General features: G+C 42.2%; 19 protein-coding genes. 18 read left to right on the top strand and 1 reads right to left on the bottom strand.

Annotated elements, in window-relative coordinates; translation table 11 throughout:
• Nucleotides 1-40: 40 nt before the first annotated feature.
• The 6 genes from DW835_RS04690 (at nt 41) to DW835_RS04710 (ending at nt 4633) form a co-directional block, all read left to right on the top strand.
• A complete protein-coding gene (locus tag DW835_RS04690) occupies nt 41-982 on the top strand; it encodes a DUF5301 domain-containing protein (RefSeq protein ID WP_242993434.1) in 942 nt (313 codons plus the stop codon).
• A gap of 321 nt (nt 983-1303) precedes the next feature.
• Nucleotides 1304-1813: a hypothetical protein gene (locus DW835_RS04695; protein WP_243037051.1), complete on the top strand. Its 510-nt coding sequence runs from the start codon at nt 1304-1306 to the stop codon at nt 1811-1813.
• A 373-nt stretch (nt 1814-2186) separates the two neighbouring features.
• Entirely contained in the window at nt 2187-2603 is a 417-nt protein-coding gene (locus DW835_RS18675) for a hypothetical protein (protein WP_347559353.1), read from the top strand.
• A gap of 8 nt (nt 2604-2611) precedes the next feature.
• Nucleotides 2612-2968, top strand: coding sequence for a hypothetical protein (locus DW835_RS18680; protein WP_347559354.1), 357 nt, complete (start codon nt 2612-2614; stop codon nt 2966-2968).
• A 196-nt stretch (nt 2969-3164) separates the two neighbouring features.
• On the top strand, nt 3165-3980 hold the full coding sequence (locus tag DW835_RS04705; RefSeq protein ID WP_118669492.1) for a hypothetical protein: 816 nt from the start codon (nt 3165-3167) through the stop codon (nt 3978-3980).
• 68 nt (nt 3981-4048) lie between these two features.
• On the top strand, nt 4049-4633 hold the full coding sequence (locus tag DW835_RS04710; RefSeq protein ID WP_117465272.1) for a rod shape-determining protein: 585 nt from the start codon (nt 4049-4051) through the stop codon (nt 4631-4633).
• A gap of 48 nt (nt 4634-4681) precedes the next feature.
• Here DW835_RS04710 and DW835_RS04715 read toward each other — a convergent pair whose 3' ends face one another.
• Complete coding sequence (locus DW835_RS04715) at nt 4682-5857, bottom strand: extracellular solute-binding protein (protein ID WP_243037052.1); 1176 nt, start codon at nt 5855-5857, stop codon at nt 4682-4684.
• A gap of 427 nt (nt 5858-6284) precedes the next feature.
• On the opposite strand from DW835_RS04715, the gene DW835_RS04720 reads away from it, so the two are divergent.
• From DW835_RS04720 to DW835_RS04775, 12 genes are all read left to right on the top strand, one after another.
• On the top strand, nt 6285-8750 hold the full coding sequence (locus DW835_RS04720; protein ID WP_117465275.1) for a GH116 family glycosyl-hydrolase: 2466 nt from the start codon (nt 6285-6287) through the stop codon (nt 8748-8750).
• A 13-nt stretch (nt 8751-8763) separates the two neighbouring features.
• Nucleotides 8764-10107, top strand: coding sequence for an extracellular solute-binding protein (locus DW835_RS04725; RefSeq protein WP_181968624.1), 1344 nt, complete (start codon nt 8764-8766; stop codon nt 10105-10107).
• 15 nt (nt 10108-10122) lie between these two features.
• Nucleotides 10123-11049 (top strand): sugar ABC transporter permease, encoded by a 927-nt coding sequence (locus tag DW835_RS04730; RefSeq protein WP_242993439.1) that lies wholly within the window; start codon nt 10123-10125, stop codon nt 11047-11049.
• A 2-nt stretch (nt 11050-11051) separates the two neighbouring features.
• The gene (locus DW835_RS04735) at nt 11052-11894 is read left to right on the top strand and encodes a carbohydrate ABC transporter permease (RefSeq protein ID WP_118669494.1); all 843 of its coding nucleotides are present in this window, start codon (nt 11052-11054) and stop codon (nt 11892-11894) included.
• A gap of 4 nt (nt 11895-11898) precedes the next feature.
• Nucleotides 11899-14217: a PfkB family carbohydrate kinase gene (locus DW835_RS04740; protein ID WP_118669495.1), complete on the top strand. Its 2319-nt coding sequence runs from the start codon at nt 11899-11901 to the stop codon at nt 14215-14217.
• A 152-nt stretch (nt 14218-14369) separates the two neighbouring features.
• Nucleotides 14370-15572 carry an HD domain-containing phosphohydrolase gene (locus DW835_RS04745; RefSeq protein ID WP_118730768.1) on the top strand — a complete coding sequence of 401 codons (1203 nt, stop codon included), beginning with the start codon at nt 14370-14372 and terminating at the stop codon, nt 15570-15572.
• Nucleotides 15573-15633: 61 nt separating this feature from the next.
• A complete protein-coding gene (locus DW835_RS04750) occupies nt 15634-16155 on the top strand; it encodes a hypothetical protein (protein WP_118669497.1) in 522 nt (173 codons plus the stop codon).
• 3 nt (nt 16156-16158) lie between these two features.
• Nucleotides 16159-16752 carry a sugar O-acetyltransferase gene (locus DW835_RS04755; RefSeq protein ID WP_118669498.1) on the top strand — a complete coding sequence of 198 codons (594 nt, stop codon included), beginning with the start codon at nt 16159-16161 and terminating at the stop codon, nt 16750-16752.
• A gap of 67 nt (nt 16753-16819) precedes the next feature.
• Nucleotides 16820-17416 (top strand): hypothetical protein, encoded by a 597-nt coding sequence (locus DW835_RS04760; RefSeq protein WP_022313157.1) that lies wholly within the window; start codon nt 16820-16822, stop codon nt 17414-17416.
• A complete protein-coding gene (locus DW835_RS04765) occupies nt 17413-17640 on the top strand; it encodes a hypothetical protein (RefSeq protein WP_117465284.1) in 228 nt (75 codons plus the stop codon). Before DW835_RS04760 ends, DW835_RS04765 begins: the two co-directional genes overlap by 4 nt.
• 195 nt (nt 17641-17835) lie before the next feature.
• Nucleotides 17836-18735 (top strand): LysR family transcriptional regulator, encoded by a 900-nt coding sequence (locus DW835_RS04770; RefSeq protein ID WP_118669499.1) that lies wholly within the window; start codon nt 17836-17838, stop codon nt 18733-18735.
• Between the two features lie 105 nt (nt 18736-18840).
• Nucleotides 18841-19977: a 5-methyltetrahydropteroyltriglutamate--homocysteine S-methyltransferase gene (locus DW835_RS04775; protein WP_347559355.1), complete on the top strand. Its 1137-nt coding sequence runs from the start codon at nt 18841-18843 to the stop codon at nt 19975-19977.
• The last annotated feature ends 159 nt before the right edge of the window (nt 19978-20136 follow it).

Genomic DNA, 20136 nt, shown 5'->3' on the forward strand with positions numbered 1-20136 from the left:
AACATATAATACGAAATATATTTTGGGGAGGATTATGACCATGAAAAAGAAATTATGCAGTATTGTTTGTCTTTGCTACTTTGTTTCAATTATGTTATGTGCATGTGGAAGAAAAGAACAGGGGAATCCTATTAGATTGCCTGCCAGAGAGGATATTGTATCGATTGGTGTCTCTGACGGTGACAAATATGCTATGTCACCTAACACAGAAGGTGAAGCTACGGAGTTTATTGATGAATTTTTATCTATGCTAATGGATATGGAAACAACTAGTCAGCAATCAATCAATGATGCACCGGTTAACAAAGATTCTATTACGATCAATATAAATTGTGATGGGGCGGCAGGAACTACTCTTTTTTACTATGTAGATAAAGGAATCGAATATGTAGAACAGCCATATCAAGGAATTTATAAACCAACGCCTGCTTTAGGTAATTGTATAACTGAAATGCTTGCTTCGGCAGATAATAGACCGCTAATGGTAACATTTCAGGCATCGGTAATTGAAACGAATCATGATTCAATAATAGTAAAACCGGTAGATGGTTCTTTGGAACTTGATTCAGCAGATAAGTTTTATATATCAAACGAAGAGAACCTTGAATTGCAAATTGGAGATTTCGTAGAAATTAGCTATAACGGAGAAATAATGGAATCATATCCTGCGCAATTAGGAGAGGTTTATAAAATTACCGTGATAGAACAGACAGAAGCAAATGCCATGTGGGATAGAATACCTATGGTAAGAATAGATGGTAAATTATACTACGATACAGGGAGAGAAAGCATCATGGATGCACGTTGTGGCACTATGGATGGAGAAATAACATCAACTGTCGATGGAACTGAAATACCAACAGAAGATAATCAGTCTAATTTTGGAAGTGGATTTGGTTATCAGTATGGGGCAGACGATACAATAGAAATTTATATGAATGAAAAGTGGTTCGTCTTTGAATACAGAGAAGAATCTGAATGAGAGAATAAACGATAGATAAGTCAAATTAAATTCAAAAGGCTGTCTCAATAAAGGGATAGCCTTTTTTCAATTCTCAGCCTAAATTTTCTCAATATTCAGTAGGCAAAATCCAAGATACAGTTGCTCAAATTGCTCGAAAAATTAAGAAATGTATGAATATACACTAAAATTGGGGAAATGAACAGCGGGAACACTTTTCCGAAAAGGGAGAATATTAATGGAAAAAGCTCTCCCTTTTGGATATAATAATATTTGAAAGGGAGGCTTTTTTATATGATAAAAGTGAATTGAACTAAATCGGAATTTGAGGGAGGAAACAGTATGAAAAAGATTATTGCAATGGTTCTTTGTCTTGTGTTGGTTTTTTCATTGGCTGGTTGTGGAAATAATGATCAAAGTTCAGATACGCATGATGCGAACTACGAAGAAGGTTATACGGCTGGCTACGAGGTTGGATATAATGATGGGAAGCAGCAAATGGCCGAAAACAAAAAGTACTTTGCACAGTTTTCGGGATCTTTTACAGCTTCCGTTGAACAACTCTTGCCGGATTACTTTGCGCTTCAGGGAAAAACGATTGCCGTAGTTCACTTCTTTCAGGATAAACCATTTTTACTTCGCTTTCAGGAAGATATGACAGGAAAGCTTGTTGAAGGAACGGTTTATGTGTTCGAGTTCAAGACATTTGAAGTTGAACTTCCGGCTGATGAGGAAAATCCAGATATTTCGGATTATATGTATTCAATAGATGTTACTAATTATAGAGTTGCGGAAGATAGCGAACTCGGGTTGGACAGCATAACGCCGACTGTTGAAATAATATCGAAGTAAGTAACCGGATTATTTAATAAGCAATCACCGTGGTAAATTATCATTTATAGGATTGTCTTTTAAGGGGTAATTATACTATTACACTTAAAAGACAATTCTATTTAGATATTAAAATATATTTATTGTCTAATTAGGAATTATAAGTTATACTTTGCGTATAAGTACATTTCACTTATGAAAATTTCTATGTCAGCGAAAGCTGATGTCCCATCCGATTCCCTAAATCATAGAACCAGGAAGAAGGGAAGAGGAAAACCCACACAGAAAGAAAATCAGTTGTATCAGAAAAACAGGTAAGTTATAATGTAGATATGGCGAAATCCTTTTATTTCCGGCGGTATCTATGATTACCTGACACAAAAGGAGGAAACCATTGAATACGGAATTAAAGAGTGCAGTAATGGCAACAGACAGAGACGCCCAATACGATAACAGCGCAAAACGCCTGATAGAGGGACTTCCTTATATCAGCGCCGTGCCGGTGGAGCCGGGACTGACGAATGCGGTGCATTTTCAGAATGGTCAACGCCTTGTTGGTTTTAATACAGAGAATCAGGAACTGAACGAAGGCCTGGTGCGTTTTGACATTGTATTTTATGTGCGGATGAAGGATGGCCTTTCGCAGATCATTATTAATGTGGAAGCACAAAAGGATGAACCCGGCGAATATGAGATCCTGAACCGGGCAGTCTTCTACGTGAGCAGATTGATTTCTTCCCAGAAAGAACGGGATTTTGAGAATTCGAGCTACGATGACATCAAATGTGTCTATTCCATCTGGATCTGTTGAATATCATTATGATAGGTCTTGCGAAGGAACTGCCGGAGCATGATGAGGCCTACGAGCTGCATCGTCTGTTGGGAGCATTATTGTCCAGAGAGCTTACAGTGGACGAGAAGCTGGATATTATTGGAAAGGAATATGATATTCCATTAGAAGAGAATTTCAGAAAGGATATGAGTACTATGTGTAATTTGAGCCAGGGAGTTAAGGAAGAAGGTATCGCAATTGGGCGTGCAGAGGGTGAGGCAGGACTCATTACAAAAATGTATAAAAACGGTCTTTCAATAGAACTGATTGCATCTGCAACAGATAAAACAATAGAAGAGGTAAAGACGATTATTGAGGGAAAAGAAAAATCCCAAGAGGCCTGAGAATTATTACCGGAAAAAACGCGTGGATGTGTAATTCATGTTTATACATTTCTGCGTTTTTTATGAAATGATAATTGAATAATAAATCGGAAGAGTTGCACGTGATGCAACTATGATATTATAATATGTTAAGCTTATGCTTGTAATGGACGGGGGAAGCGTTCGGTTACAATAAATACATAAGGAGAGATACAAAATGAGGAGCAAATTAATTTTTATCACAGGAGTTATGGCACTGGGGTTGTCTGCATGCGGAGTACAGGGGAGTGATCCGATGGGAGGGAGTAGTAGTTCAGAGGTTATCGTATCCGCAGAGGCTGCGGTAACGGAAGAGAGCACTTCAGAGACTGGTGAATCCATGGAAGCGACAGTATCCACGGAGACTGTTTCCGACACTACGGCATCCACGACAGGTCCTTCTTACGAAGATGAGGACGCATGGCTTCCCTGGGAAGATTATGGAGAATGTTCCAACACGGTAAAAGAATTCTACAATGATAATGAAGAAAAGACCTATTATTTCGAAATAGATGAGTTCTATTTTGCTGATGAAAAGTATGCAAAGGTAAATGATTATCTGCAGCAGATGTATGAGAATTACAGAACCCAGTATGAGGAGGAAGGGGAGAATCACACCGGAGCGTATGAGTTAGTGGATGAAACTCTTTCCGAGGGACAGCGGTATGATGATAATTATCTGGTATTCAATGGCATTACTTTAGCGGATGACGAGTATGTCAGCCTACATTTTAATGACACGGTTTATTATGCAGGAGCAGCGCATCCATTATCCTATTACATACCCGTGACGATCTCCGTTGCCACCGGCGAAGAAGTCACTCCGGAAGAAGTTTTGGGGAAGACCTGGGACGAGATCCGGGCAGCAGGCTCTATTGAAGAAGAAAACGAAGAAAATTTTAATGCCGATTACGGCTTTTACATCACAGAGAAGGAACTGCGCTATCTCTATCGCACGAATTTCTTTGTAGAAGAGATTCGGATTTCTCGGTAAAAGAATCGGATTGAACTGACAGGGCAAAAGAGGTATACTTATTTCCGGAAACGAACGGAGGTACCGGGATGGAAAAGTTTACCCCTTCAGAGCTTTGTGCAGACATTAAGATCTATGATTATAAGCAGAAAGTAAAATATGATGAGAAATCCCTGGTGATTTTTGAGAAAACAGGGAAAATGATAACAGCCGGAAAAGAGTGCGAAGGCATGCTTTACGCTCTTCCGGCTAATTCTATTGGTTTTTCTCCGATCGTATTGGGAAGAGTCAGCGACTATACCTGTGCGGAAAAGATGCTAAAGCAGATGCTGTGCCGGTATCTTGGCAAGGCATCATTTACGGGATACGGAGAAGGGCTTATTTTTATTCACGAGAAGCTGAACGAAGTGGAAATGAAAGCCTATTTCGATCTTCTGTATCAGGCGGGAGCCAAAAATGTGGTCTATGCAGATGAAAGCGTGAAAGGAATCCCGGAGGGAACTCCCTGGGAGGATGTGATCTGGGGAATGAAGAACACTTATAAAAATCTTCGTTTTGCCGTGGAGATTACGAAGGAACAGCCCATGGATTATCTCAGATATTCGCTGGCGGAGCTGGCAGAGAACTGTAAGCGGTGGGGACTGGAAGAGGAAATGTCAAAATTGTATATTTAAGAAAATAGGCTAAGGGTAAATGAATTTATTTATCCTTAGCCTAAATTATTAGCTTTGTTGATAGTAATTATGCCGGTAAAGATGATCGTCTACCTGCTGCGCCAGGTGATTCATTTCTTCTTGTGCATCAGCACCCATGGCAATATTATAAAACGCATAGGAAAACTGCTTACTGAAGAAAGGATATGCGGGGGTCTGCGGTCTGGTAAAAGAGGTATTCCGTAATTGTGAAAATAAAATATTGCTGTTGCCGGAACCAGCCTGAAAGCTGTCCATTACGTCATAAATCTCTTTTAAAACAGGAATACCCGTTAATTGACTGATCTTCAACTGGTTCTGCAGACTGAAAACATAACGGATAAATTCACAACATTCCCTGGGATATTGTGTCTGTCTGGACATGCATAATCCCCAGCTTCCATGGGGAGAAGCTGCTTTTATACCATGGGGAAGAGGGATTATGCCGATATTACTGTTCCTTTTTTGCGATTGAAAATAGGCACTGGGCAGTGAAAGACTCATGGCAAAGTTTTCAGGAAAATCGGCACTGAGATCCTCTACGTGGGTATAATGATATTTATGAAATAATTCGCCCAGCCAATTCATAGCAGCGACGGAAGCCGGAGAGTTAATATATCCAGAGGTTGCCGTCAGCGTATCGTTAAAAAAGCTGCCGTTGTTCTGCACGATAAATGGCAATCCGGCGTAGCTGTTCCATTCTCCGGATTTTGGAGAAAGACCGCGTCCGGAGTCCATAAGCAAAGGATAGGGAAAAGAAGTTTTGGTCTGTATTGTATGGCAGACATTCAGAAACTCATCCCAGCTCCAGGCATCTTCCGCAGAAGTCGGAATGCGGATACCAAGGGAATGGAATAACTCCTTGTTATACAGAATACATAAAGTGGATTCCGTATAACCCAGATGATATAGTTTTCCCTGATAGGTTCCCTGTGTCACAATGGGAGACAGAAAAGAGGATAGGAAAGACGAATCCATATATCCATCAAACGGCAGCAGAGAATTCATATATGCCCAATAGGGGACATCAGGACCGTCCAGGGACAGAATATCCGGTGCATTTCCACTGGTAAAGCTTTGCAACAGCGAGTCACGCAGAGGAGCCTTATCGTTGGTGAGAAAAGTCGGTGTTACAAAAAAACCGGAAGATGTCAGATTAAACTGTTCGATCAGAGAGATCCAAAAATGTTTTTCATTATCTTCCATAGGACATAAATAAATAGATAGGTTTATTTTATCTTTGGAGCGGTCTGCTACAAAAGTACCTTTTCCTTGTTGCCGTATAATATATCCTTCAGCTTCCAGACATTTCAGGGCTTGTGTAATAGTGCTTTTACTTACATTTAGAGTACGCATTAATTCATTATCGGAAGGGATGAGATCGCCGGGACGATAATATCCGCTTTCGATTTTCTGGACAAATTCATTTTTTATAAGCATGTATTTTGGTGTTCTGGTGTTCATAAAATCCCCCACATTTTGAAAAGTGATTGACAATATATTTTCGTTATGCTAATATCATAGCATAAGTTATTCGAACAAACAAGATTAAATAAAAAACTCTCTGCAAAAGCAGGGAGTTAAAAAATAAAACAAGTTATTCGAACAACCGAACAACTAAAAGGAGGAGAAGATGAAAAAGACATTTTCAAAAGAGAAATTATTTGACAGAACACCGCGGGTCTTTAAGCGGGATGCAACGGAAGTCCGTTTTCTGCTGGGCGGAATCGGAACAGGTAATTTTTCTGTAAATTCAAGAGGAAAGTTCCTCGACTGGGAAATTTTTAACTGGCCTTCCAAGAATACGAAATTTCCCCTTTCCTTTTTTGCAATTCGTACGGAAAACAAAGAACTGGAAAAACCTATATCGAAAATTCTGGAATCGAGAATGGTTCCGCCATATACCAGCTCACACGGATATCTTCAGGCTGAATTAGTAAATCTGCCAAGAATGGAAGATTCCGAACTGATTTGTGAATATCCTTTTGCAAGGGTGAATTTCAAAGATTCCGAATTGCCCGTAAAAGTATCTATGGAAGCATATACACCGTTTATTCCTTTAAATACAGACGATTCCAGTATTCCCTGTGCAATTATCCGATACACAGTGAAAAATGTTGCAGACTGTCCGACAAAAGTAAGCCTGGTAGGCACACTTCCCAATGCATCCGGTTTTGAGGGATATGATGTTATTGAGAACCTGAAGCTGGCCGACAGCGTAAAAAATGAATATCGGGAATTTGATGATGTGAAGGGATTGTATTATTCACCCGAACATTTGAAAGAGGATCATTTACGGTATGGAAATATGGCGATTCTGACCAGTGGATCCAATGTAACCTATAAAACACAGTGGTTTGACGGCGAATGGGTGGATGGAATACAGGATTTCTGGGATGACTTTACCAGTGATGGACTTTTGGAAAAAGAGACCGTATCTGACAGTGTGGGATGTGAATTTGCACAATTTCATAATTTCAGTTTCCTGAAAAGAAGAGAAAAGATCGGATCCATCGGAGCCTGGGAAGAACTTCAGCCGGGAGAAGAAAGAACCTTCGAATTTGTCATTACATGGTATTTCCCCAACAGGGTAAAGGCATGGATCGAGTTTGATGAGGACTACGAGAAATTCCAGCGCGGTGAATACGGAACGGTAAGAAATTACTATGCAACAAAATTCACAGATGCATGGGATGTAGCAAAATATGTATACCATAATAAGGAACGACTGGAATCAGACAGCAGAAAATTTGCCGATGCTATGTTCCATAAGACTACATTACCTTATTATGTGATTGATGCTCTGACTGCAAACATTACGAATCTTCGAAGTAATTTATGTTTCCGGCTGGAAGACGGAACCTTTGCCGGATTTGAAGGAATACGTGACTACATAGGCTGCGGTTACGGTAGTGTGCCTCATGTATGGAATTATGCACAGACGGTTGCTTTTCTGTTCCCGGATCTTGAAAAAACTATGCGTAATGTAGAATTTTTGAGAGAAACAGATGAGACAGGATGCATGTCTACACGAATGTTTTCCGTATTTGATCAGGAACGGTATGCAATGGTTCCGGCCTGTGATGGAGAACTTGGAAGTGTTGTTCGTGTCTACCGGGATTTCAAGAATCTCGGGGATGTGGAATTTTTGAAGACCATTTGGCCCAAAGTAGTGTTGGCAATGGAATATGCCCTGAAACAATGGGATCTGGATGGAGATGATGTACTGGACGGTCAGCAGAATACAACCTATGATATTGAATTTTACGGACCGAATCCCATGACGGACAGTATCTTCCTGGCAGCACTGAAATGCTGTGAAGAGATGGCTGAGATCGTAGGAGACGAAGAACATCATCAGCTATACGCAGATGCTTACGAAAAAGGAGCTGCAAGAGCCGATCAACTGATGTTTGACGGAGAATATTATATTCAGGTACAGAAGGAGATTGATAAATATAAATATCAATTCGGAAAAGGCTGTTTGTCAGATCAGCTTCTCGGACAGTTCCTGGCATATATGGCCGGAATCGGGGAAATTTTACCGAAAGAGCATGTAAAATCTGCTATGGAATCCGTATTCAAGTATAATTATAAAACGGATTTTTATCATACGGACAGTGTGCACAGAGCATATGCAATCAATGAAGAGCATGGAATGGTAGTAGCTACCTGGCCGAAAGGCGGCAGACCTAAATTCCCGTTATCCTATGCCGGAGAGGTGTGGACAGGAGTAGAGTATGAAGTAGCCGTTAATCTGATTTATTCAGGTTGTGTAGAGGAAGGTCTGACGGTGGTAAAGTCAATTCGGGATCGTTATGACGGATACAAGAGGAATCCGTTCAGTGAGATCGAGTCCGGTCATCATTATTGCAGAGCAATGGCAAGCTGGGGAGTGCTGAATGCATTATTGGGACTGCAAAGTGATATGTATCGCGGAACCTTGTCATTCCATCCTGCAATAGAAGGTGAAATGTCCAGTTTCTTCATCTGTGGAAAAGCATGGGGTATCTACAGTCAGAAGGAAGAGAATGGGAAAATGTGCAAACATATTGACATCCTGTATGGGACGTTAGATGATATTCATGTACAAGAATAAGGAGGGTACAATTATGATGAAAAAGTATTGGAGAAAAATGATGGCACTTACTTGTGCGGCCGCTATGCTGTTTACAATGGCTGGATGCGGAAATGCAGAAGGAACTACAGGCGGCGCAGAGACTGCGCAGAGCTCTACGACTGCAGATGGATCCGGAGAGATCACGATCAAGTTTGCAGAGCATGTTGCTGATATTCAGGCACAGGAGCCGCATCTGCAGAAGATTATTACTGCTTTTGAAGAAAGCCATCCGGGGATTAAAATTGATATTACGGGCAAAGAAGTGTCCGAGCATAATACACAGATGACTTTACTGGCAGGAGAAAATAAGCTTCCGGATGTTTTCTGGCTGGAGCAGGCAACCGCAAAGGAGTTTGCACAGAATGGGTATTTATATGATCTGACAGATGCATTGGATCAGTATGGTATCAATGACAGCCTTCTTCCCGGACTGGTGCATTCATGTACCGTTGACGGTAAAGATGTGGGAATGCCCAGTGAAGTTATGATGGTAGGATTTTATTATAACAAAGATCTCTTCCAGCAGGCAGGAATCGAAGAAGTGCCTGTTACCTATGAAGAGTTCCTGGATGCGGTAGATAAGCTGAATGCAGCCGGAATCACACCGCTGACCGTGGGTGCGCAGGATAATTACAGTATCTGGGCATTTGAGACAATGCTGGCAAGATATGGATTTTTTGAAAAGCTTGACGGTCTGAAGGATGGAAGCATTTCCTGGAATAACGAAGATTTTATTCACTATTTTGAAAAAGTAGAAGAAATGCGTGAAAAAGGAACTTTCACAAAGGACATTTCTAATATTGGATATTTTGAAGCAAAAGAGCAGTTCCTGGGTGGAAATGCAGCAATGTTCAATTCCGGAGCATGGGATATCGGTGATTTTGAGGGAAGTGATATGGCTTCTAAAATCGGATTTTTCTGGGGACCTACCTTTTCCGACAGCCAGTATGAGCAGCAGATCGGAATCAAGGCATCCGGCGGTGTTTATGTAGTATCTTCAAAGGCAGCAGAAGAAGATCCTGCGTTGTTAGATGCAATTATGCAGTTCTGGCAGTTCTATTACGGCGAAGAGGGAACCAGGATCATTGCCGAGGATACCGCGGCATTACCGTGCTCTACATATAATGGACAGATTGATGAGAGCCAACATCCTGTACTTTCCACGATGATCACGGCATTAAATGATGACTGGAAAGCAGTAACTGAGCCGTTTAATTCACTTTCGTCCAATGTGGCATATGGATATTTTGATGCTACCTTCGGTGTTATGACCGGCGTTTACACACCGGAACAAGCAGCTGATTATGTAGAAAATTTACAAAGTGCCGAAAGATAAAACCAAAAGAGCGGTATGAAATTAAGTAATACCGCTCTTTTCTATAGAATGGAAAGGGAGAAAGCTATGTATTGGTTGAGTACAAAGAAAGCAAAAATCATTATGCTGCTTCCGACTCTTATGATTTATGCAGTATTTATTATTATTCCTGTGTTTATCGCATGTTATTATAGCTTTACGGACTACAGTGGTCTTGGAAAAGCATCATTTGTGGGAATAAAAAACTATGTTGCTATGTTCCATGATAAGCTATTTCTGATCGCATTGAAAAATACATTTTTAGTATTGTTATTCAGTGTGATATTCCTGATCGTTGGATCTTTTATGGCAGCATTATTGATGAACAAGAATTTTCACGGAAACGCATTTTTTAAAATGGTGATTTTTGCTCCCTATGTAATAGCGCCTATTATCATAGGAATTATCTGGGGATATATCCTGAATCCTAATTATGGGCTGGTAAATAGTGTATTGCACAAAATAGGACTGGATATGCTTGCTATTGAATGGATCGGTGGAACTAAATGGTCTCCATTGTCATTGGCGATCGTATTCACATGGCAGGTACTGGGTTTCCATGGAACTATTTTTTTATCCGGAATCAAAGCAATACCGGGAGATATTTACGAAGCTTGCGATATTGATGGAGCCAATTTGTTACAACGCTTGTTTTATGTGACAATTCCTATGCTGAAAGAGACCTTTATTATTAATATTGTTCTGGTGGTAACAGGCGTATTTAAAATATATGAACTGGTATATCAGATGACAGGCGGAGGACCTGCTCATCAGTCGGAGCTGCTTACCTCATATATGTATTTTACAGTATTTACATCCAGAAGGTATGGATATGGAATGGCAATTGCGGTTGCAATTCTGTTACTTTCAATTCTGGGCTCGTTTTCCTATATTAAGATCACAACGAGGAAGCAAAGGAGTTAAACATGAGAAACAAGAGAATATCGATAAAAAAAGTCATTTTTTACATATGTCTGCTGGGATTGATTATTCTTTTGGTCATGCCCATACTGTGGGCTATGTTGCTTTCATTAAAGACAAATAATGAGATTGTCAACAGTCCGCTTTCTTTGCCGCAGACAATAAGCTTTGAAAATTATCAGCGTGCGATCGATACTATTGATTTTTCCAGAATGTATTTTAACACGATTTTACTGGTAGTAATATCTACTTTTTTCAGTATTTTATTTACTTTTATGAGTTCGTTCGCAATTGCCAGAATGGTTTTTCGAAACCATAAGGCATCGGAAACATTGTATCTGTTCCTGCTGGTCGGGATTGGCATTCCTATTTATGTGCTACTGTTTCCGGTATACCGGATTGATTCATTGATGGGAATCCTTGGAACCCGTTTGGGACTGATCCTGCCGTATGTTGCAGTGAACATCTCGTTCAATACCTTACTGTTTACCGGATTTTTGAGAGATATCCCCGGAGAATTGGAAGAAGCAGCAATTATCGACGGCTGCAATCTTTTTAAGCTGTGTACCAAAGTAGTGATTCCGGTCATGAAACCGACGTTCGTGACGATCATTATTTTTAATGCAGTTTATATTTACAATGAGTTCCCGTTTGCATCAACCTTTATTCAGAATAATGCCTTAAACACCGTGTCGTTAATGACATCTATGTTTAAAGGACAATATTCCATGGATTACAGTGGGATCATTGCAGCGAGTCTGATGATCATGCTTCCTGAATTGGTATTTTATGTCATTTTGCAGAAGTATATTATAAGTGGTATGACTGCAGGAGCAGTGAAAGGATAAGAAAATGAGAGAAATCGTAAGGCCATCCCTACATTTTACACCACGGAAAGGCTGGATCAATGATCCTAATGGCTTGGTGTTTTTTAAAGGACAATATCATTTATTTTATCAGTATAATCCGTACCATGATAACTGGGACAGTATGCACTGGGGGCATGCGGTAAGCCGGGACCTGATACACTGGGAAGAATTGGAACCGGCACTGGTCCCCGATATGCCCTATGATAACGATAAAAACGGCGGATGCTTTTCCGGATCGGTTGTTGTACATGATGATCAGTTATTTTTATTCTATACAGGAAGAACGGAAGATGAAACCGGTATTTTTGAGACGCAAAATCTGGCAGTGTCGAAGGATGGGATACATTTCGTAAAGGCAGAAGAAAACCCGCTGATAAAAGAAGTCCCGGAAAAGGGAGGAAGAGATTTTCGAGATCCCAAGGTGTTTTTTGCACAAGGGAAATGGAGAATGATCTGTGGAGGATCCACCGGAAGAATTGAACATCCGGACAGCTGCGGAAGAATTTATCTGTTCTCTTCTACCGATCTGTACCATTGGACGTATAGCGGAATTTTGTACGAAGCAGAGCCCGGTGAGGGCAGAATGTTTGAATGTCCGGATGCCTTCTGCCTTGATGATGTCTGGTTTTTGACAACTTCGCCGATGTATGAAAAAGACAGTGTAACGACGCTATATCTGTCCGGACAGATGGATTTTGACAAATGTGAATTCCATAAAGAGATAAGCGGAACTTTGGATCTTGGAACTCATTATTATGCGGCACAGACATATCCGGTATTGCATGGGGAAATACGGTCTGTTGCCTGGCTGGGCGGCTGGCTGTGGATGCCCTGGATCCGGGATTTCGGTCCCAAGGAGGGGTATCGTGGAATACTGGATGTATCACGAGTGTGGTATTTAGATGATAACAGGCGCTTGTGCGCAAAAGTGGCTGATAAAGTGAAAGCTGAGATGAAGCTCTTCAGCAGAACATTGGAAAAACATTGGACCGGTGAAAACATACCACCGCAAAGTGAGCCGGTTATGGTAGAACTGAAGGGAAAGCTGCCGGGAGATGGAGAGTTGTTGTGTATTGATCTATATGATACAGATAGGCATACCGTGACAATATGCTTTGATTCTTCAAAGAAAGAAATGACCGTGAATTATAACCGGGCAGACAGAGCTTCCAGATATGGTATACGGACTGTGCCCTGTGAAATGATGGAAAAAGAAACAGATATTGATATCCTCATAGACGGAAATACATTTACATTATTGTGGGAGCATGGTTTATATCGCTATACAGGAAAATTATACCCACAAGGAAATATAGGCGTAGATATAAAATATAGGACAAAACGGCATTATGATATTACCTCTCTGGGAGAGATATTGATTGATTTTACCGGAAAAAAAGAGAGTGAAAGACAAACATTGTCTTATACACAAAATCCGGGAGGTGCACCTGCTAATGTTGTGGTTGCGGCACAACGGCTGGGTGCCCAAACAGCATTTATCGGAAAAATAGGAGAAGACTTCCTGGGAGATTTCTTAAAGGAAACCATGGATAAATGCGGTGTTTCAACCGAAGGATTAATAAGTGATGCAGACTATTTTACAACACTTGCTTTTGTTAAACTGGCAGATAACGGAGAACGAAATTTTGCGTTTGCCAGAAAACCTGGAGCAGATATCGGTCTGAAGGCTGAGGAAATACGGAAAGATATCATCTGCCAAAGCCGTATTCTTCATGTAGGCTCTTTGTCGTTAACAGATGAACTATCCAGAAATGCAGAGTTTATTGCATTAAAAGCTGCGAAAAATAATGGAACAATTATTTCTTATGATCCGAATTACAGAGCCAGTTTATGGGATTCACAGGAAGAAGCCTGTAAATGGATGAGAAGTATTTTAGAATATGCAGATATCGTTAAAGTATCAGAAGAAGAGATTGAGCTATTAACAGGTTATACGGATGTTCGGAAAGCAGCAGAGAGCATAACAGAGTATGGCGCAAAAATAGTACTCATTACTTTAGGCGAAAAAGGATCGTTTGTATATCTGCAGGATCAGCAGGAAGCATATGTTTCAGGTTATTCCAGCAAAGTTGTGGATACCACCGGTGCCGGAGATTCTTTTATGGGAGGCTTTTTATATAAGATTTGTGAATCCGGTAAGCGTATAGAAGAATATTCTTTACAGGAAATGATAGAATGTGTCCGCTTTGGAAATGCGGTGGCTTCCCTATGTGTTGAGAGAGAAGGAGCAATACCTGCGATGCCTGTAATGGAAGAAGTAATTAAGAGGATCAATAGCTAACATAATCCGATCGATGGACAGTAAGAAGGAGCAACTCTGCAGTACCGGGAGTTGCTCCTTTTTGATATAATTTATTGTCCAGGATATGCTTGCTTTTCACATAAATCATTGTCATAATAGGTGTGTTATAAAGAGATTGGAGAGATATAGAAATGTTACTGGATGTTTTAGGATTATTGTCAGCCTGTTCGTATGCTTTGGACTGTGTGGAGGCAGAGCTGGTACATGTGTCTGACAAACATGCGAAGCGTGTGGCATACATGAGTGTCTGCATGGCAGAGCAGCTGGGAATCAGCGGTGAGAGCCTGCAGGATCTGGCAGCATGTGCCCTGCTTCATGATAATGCACTGACACAGTATATTCAGGAAGAATTACATAAGGATGTTGCAAATGTTGTGCAAGCTTCTCAGGTAGGAATTCACTGTACCCTGGGTGAAAAAAATATACAGAGACTTCCCTTCCATACGGATGTGAAGAATGTAATTCTGTATCACCATGAAAATGCCAATGGGAGTGGACCGTTTGAAAAAACGTGGGAAGAGGTTCCGCTTTTTTCCCGCATCATTCATTTAAGCGATCTGTTGGACCGGGCGTACGGTGCAAAGGGCTTCACGGAGGATATTTTCAATAAAGCTTGTGGATATCTTCACAAAAATGAAGGAACCGTTGTGGACAAGGAATGTGTGGATGCTTTCCTGCGGGCGTTTCCCCTGCCGCATTTTCTGACACTGGGAGAGGATAGATTTGAGAAAAATCTGTGGGAGAAAATCCCCCGCATCAAACAGGAGCTAAGCTTTGCGCAGATCGAGGAGCTGGCAAGCTTTTTTGCACAGATCGTCGATTACAAATCTCCATTCACCAGCACCCATTCCATCGGTGTAGCAGAGGATGCGGAACGGTTGAGCCGCTATATGGGATTTGATGAAGAAACCGTGGAGAAAATGTACCTTGCGGGCGCTTTGCACGATATCGGAAAAGTAGCGGTAGGAAATGAGATACTGGAGAAACCGGGAAGGCTTACGGAGGACGAATTTGCTGTGATGAAACATCATGCGGCATATACCTATTATATTCTGTCAGGCGTAGATGATTTTGACGAGATCCGCGACTGGGCGGCATTCCACCATGAGCGGCTGGACGGAACCGGATATCCTTTCGGGAAGACCGCCGCAGAACTGAACACGCAGGAGCGCATGATGGCCTGTATAGATATCTATCAGGCACTGACCGAAAGTCGTCCCTATAAACAGGGCATGTCTCACGAAAAAGCTTGTGAGATCCTGTGGGATATGGCGAAAAAGGGCTGGCTGGATGAAACGATTGTGAAACAGGTCGAGGATTGCTTTCGGGGATAAAAGATGTGAGGGCGATTATTGCAGGATTAATATGATGCAGATATAGGGAAGGTATAAAGATATGGATAGCTTTATAGAAGCTTTATATGGACGATCGGAAGAAACTATTCCGGAGGAATATGATTGGTTTGCACCATTGCTGGGTGATTGGGAATTTGATTATAAAGATAAATTTATAGATGGTGATCGTAGCAGGCCGCAGCGCCAGTTAAAAGGAGAGTGGATCTTCAGACGGGTACTCAACGGGATAGGTATTGAAGATATGTTCATATGTCCTTCCAGAGCAACGAGGGAGACTTCTCCACAGCCGGATGGTGAGTATGGTGTCGGACTCAGAATATATAATTCAAAGACCCATTGTTATGATATGGTATATGCATGCAAGAGTAAATTTACAAATTTGTGTTTTACCATGGAAAATGGAATATTGACGGGAACTGTTCTGGAAAATCCCAATAGAAAATGGCGTTTCGTGGAAAGAAATGAAAATACATTTCACTGGCAGAATATTATCATCCAGGAGAATGGTGACATTACTGTAAATTGTGAGGTTTTCGGGAAAAGAAAAAGCGAGGAAGCGTAAAACATGAACGTTATAGACATTATGAAGCGCCCTGCGGCCTATGCCAGTGGCTATGAAAATATCCCGGGAGAGGAACAGAACCGGGCAAAACAGCTTTGCTGGGAATATAACCGGACAGCTCCGAAGGAACAGCAGAAGCGGCGGGAAATCTTACAGGAGCTTTTGGGAACCTGTCATCCGATGACAGGCATTGAACCGGATTTTCACTGCGATTACGGATTTAATATTCATACCCACGGACTTACAGTCATCAATTATAACTGTGTCATTCTGGATACCTCACCCGTCAATATCGGTGCGGGTGCATTTATCGCGCCCGGCGTCTGTCTGGCCTGCTCCGGACATGCGGTTGACCCGGGACAGCGCAGTCAGGGAATCGGTACTTCTGCACCCATCACGCTGGAAGAAAATGTATGGATCGGAACAAATGCCACGGTCTGCGGTGGTGTAACCATCGGCGCGGGTTCTGTGATCGGCGCCGGAAGTGTGGTTACCCATGATATTCCGGCGGGAGTGATTGCAGCAGGCGTTCCCTGCCGGGTGATCCGTCCCATTACGGAGAAAGATAAGATCCGGCCGGAGGACATTCTTTTCTAAAAAAGATGACGATAGCCCCACTCTTGTGTTACTATGGTGGAAAATAATACAAAGGAGTGGGGAGAATATGTTTACAAAAAGGAGTTGGGAATCCTTTTATTCCGGTCTTATTATGGTGGGACTGGTATTTATGGTGTTCCCGGTTATTTATTTCTGCGGTGCGACAAAGGAGAAGCAGATCCTGCCGCCGCTTATCATGTTTCTGCTGGGTCTGGTGATCTTTGTGATTAGTGTTCACTTTTCTGTCAAATACCACAAGGAGAAAACGAAATACACCAAGTATAAGATCGACAAGTCTCTGACCTACACATTCACCTTAACTTACGGGGATAAGGTGGAGACCGTCACGGATTTTTCCCAGATCGAATATGCCATCAAGTGGCTGGCGAAATACCGGACGGGCCATGTGGAGATCGCAGTCACGCCTACTATGGGAAGCCTGAAAAAGTTCTACATCTGCTACACCGACAAAGATCCGTACATTCACATGCTGATCGAGCAGGAGAGAGAAGACGGCGTGGGATATTGGGAAGAACGGGGAGATTCTTACAAGATTCCCATTATGACACTCGAGCGGCTCTATGTGAAACATAAGATGATTTCGTTTGATTACCTGAACCGCAGGGAGACTGGTGTGGATGCAAGGGAGGGACTGATCTTATGATGCAGCGCTGGCGGGAAAAACTGAAATATATAGAAGCCGGAATGATCATCAGTGCGTTGATCCTTTTTGTGGCAACGTTGATATTCGGAGACAACCTTACGCTGGAAGTGATCGCGTTTATAGTAGGAACCGTGTTGTTTTCCCGTGTGATCGAGCGTATGGATAAAAAAGAAATCGAGAAAATGAAACGCCAGGAAGAGGAAGAACTGAAAGATATTGTCTGAGAATAAATCCTGTTTCCCAAAGGAAGAATGATTGACACGGAGGTTAGCGAGTGCTAACCTCAGGAAGAGATTTTGAAAACTTTGGGAGTGACAATATATGGATCTGGCATTCTGGCTGGCGATTGCAGCAGCGATCCTGTGCGTTGCTGTCGCCATTTACGGTGAAAGTAAAAAGGATAAAAAATAGGGAAAAGAATGACACTTCAGCAATTAAAGTATGTAATAACGGTAGCAGAGACCGGCACCATCACGGAAGCAGCCAACAGGCTGTATGTTTCACAGCCTAGTTTAACCAACGCGATCCACGAGTTGGAAAAGGAAATGAATATTGTTATTTTCAACCGGACCAACAAGGGGATCACGCTTTCCAAAGAGGGAGATGACTTTTTGGGATATGCGAGACAGGTGCTGGAGCAGGCGGCGATCCTTGAGGATAAATACAAGGGAAATCCCGGGGGCAAAAAACAGTTCTGCGTATCCACCCAGCATTATTCCTTTGCCGTCAACGCATTCGTGGACCTGATTAAACAGTACGGGCAGGAAGAATACGATTTCAGCCTGCGGGAGACACAGACCTATGAGATCATAGAAGATGTGGCGCGTCTGCGCAGCGAGATCGGAATCCTGTTTTTGAATGATTTCAATGAAGCGGTACTCAGCAAGCTGTTGAAATCCCATGATCTGGAATTCCACCAGTTGTTTGTTGCCAGTCCCCATGTATTTATCAGCAGAAAACATCCGCTGGCGGGTAACAGCATAATTACGAACGAAGAACTGGAAGAATACCCGTACCTGTCTTTTGAACAGGGAGAGCACAATTCCTTTTATTTTTCAGAGGAAATCTTCTCTGATTTTGAACGCAGGAAAAATATCCGTGTGCGGGACAGAGCGACACTGTTCAATCTGCTGATCGGCCTGAACGGTTACACCGTGTGCAGCGGCGTGATCGATAAAAAATTAAACGGAAAAGATATTATCGCCGTGCCACTGGCAGATGAGAGTGACATGCGGATCGGTTATATCACACACAGAAAAGGAATGCTCAACAGACTGGGTACTACCTACCTGGAAGCACTGCAGAAGTATTTAGGATGAATGGGTTGTCCATAGTTTTAAACTATGGACAACCCTTATTTTTACGTATTTTGCGGATTTCATCATTTCTCTTATAATGAGGACAATTCAAAAAACGACAAAGAAATGGAGAGAATGACAATGAGCAATTTACAGACACCTTTTCGCTATGATTTCGTAGGAAGTTTTTTAAGACCGGAGAAGTTGAAGAAAGCAAGAAGACAGTTCAATGAAGGAAAGATCGATGCTGCGGCACTGAAGAAAGTGGAAGATGAAGCCATCACAGAGCTTGTGAGCAAGATCAAAGAGCTGGGCTATCATGTGATCACAGACGGTGAATTCCGCAGAGCCACCTGGCATCTGGATTTCATGTGGGGATTCGACGGCATCGGCCATACCCCTACCAAGACGGGACTTCCGTTCCACGGCGAGGCGGCCATGGTGGATGATACCTATATTGTAGGCAAGATCGGACTGACCGGGGAGCATCCTTTTGTAGATCATTTCCGGTTTGTAAAAGCATTAGAGGATGAAAATACCGTAGCAAAGCAGACCATACCTTCTCCCGCCCAGTTTCTGGCACAGTTTACCATGCCCTTTAACCGAGGCTGCACAGAGAAGCATTATCCGAATGAGCAGGAACTGGTAAATGACATCGTGGCGGCCTACGGAAAAGTGATCGATGATCTCTATGCGGCAGGATGCCGGAACATACAGCTGGATGACTGCACCTGGGGCATGTTCGCAGACAAGATCGGTCATACCCTGTACGGAACCACCAGAGAGGGAATTGTGGAGTTCCAGAAAGCCCACAAGGATATTAACGATAAGGTGATTGCCAATGCACCGAAGGATATGATCATCAACACCCATGTATGCCGCGGTAATTTCCATTCCACCTACGCAAGCGAGGGTGCCTATGATTCCGTAGCGGATATCCTGTTCGGCGAAGAGAATGTGAATGCCTATTTCCTGGAGTTTGATGATGAGAGATCCGGCGGTTTCGCACCTTTGGCCAAGGTATCCGGGGAGAAAAAGGTTGTTCTGGGACTGATCACTACCAAGTCTCCCGTACTGGAGGACAAACAGCTTGTCATTGACAGAATCCATGATGCGGCAAAATACATTCCACTGGAAAGATTATACTTAAGCCCCCAGTGCGGATTTGCTTCCTGCGAGATCGGCAACAAGCTGACCGAGGAAGAACAGTGGGCAAAACTCCGACTTGTGAAAGAAGTGGCGGAGGAAGTCTGGGGAAAATAAATAAACGTGGTTCCGGCGATTACCAGAGAGGTGGTCGCCGGAATTTTAATTATATTCAATTGTCTCATTTTTCTGGATAGGCTATAATATACCTATGGTTATCCCTGTTTAACATTTTCTAAATGGGGATTTTTGAAATATTTTGAATATGAAAAATAA

The organism is Clostridium sp. AM34-9AC (assembly GCF_003480225.1).
Lineage (GTDB): Bacteria > Bacillota > Clostridia > Lachnospirales > Lachnospiraceae > Acetatifactor > Acetatifactor acetigignens.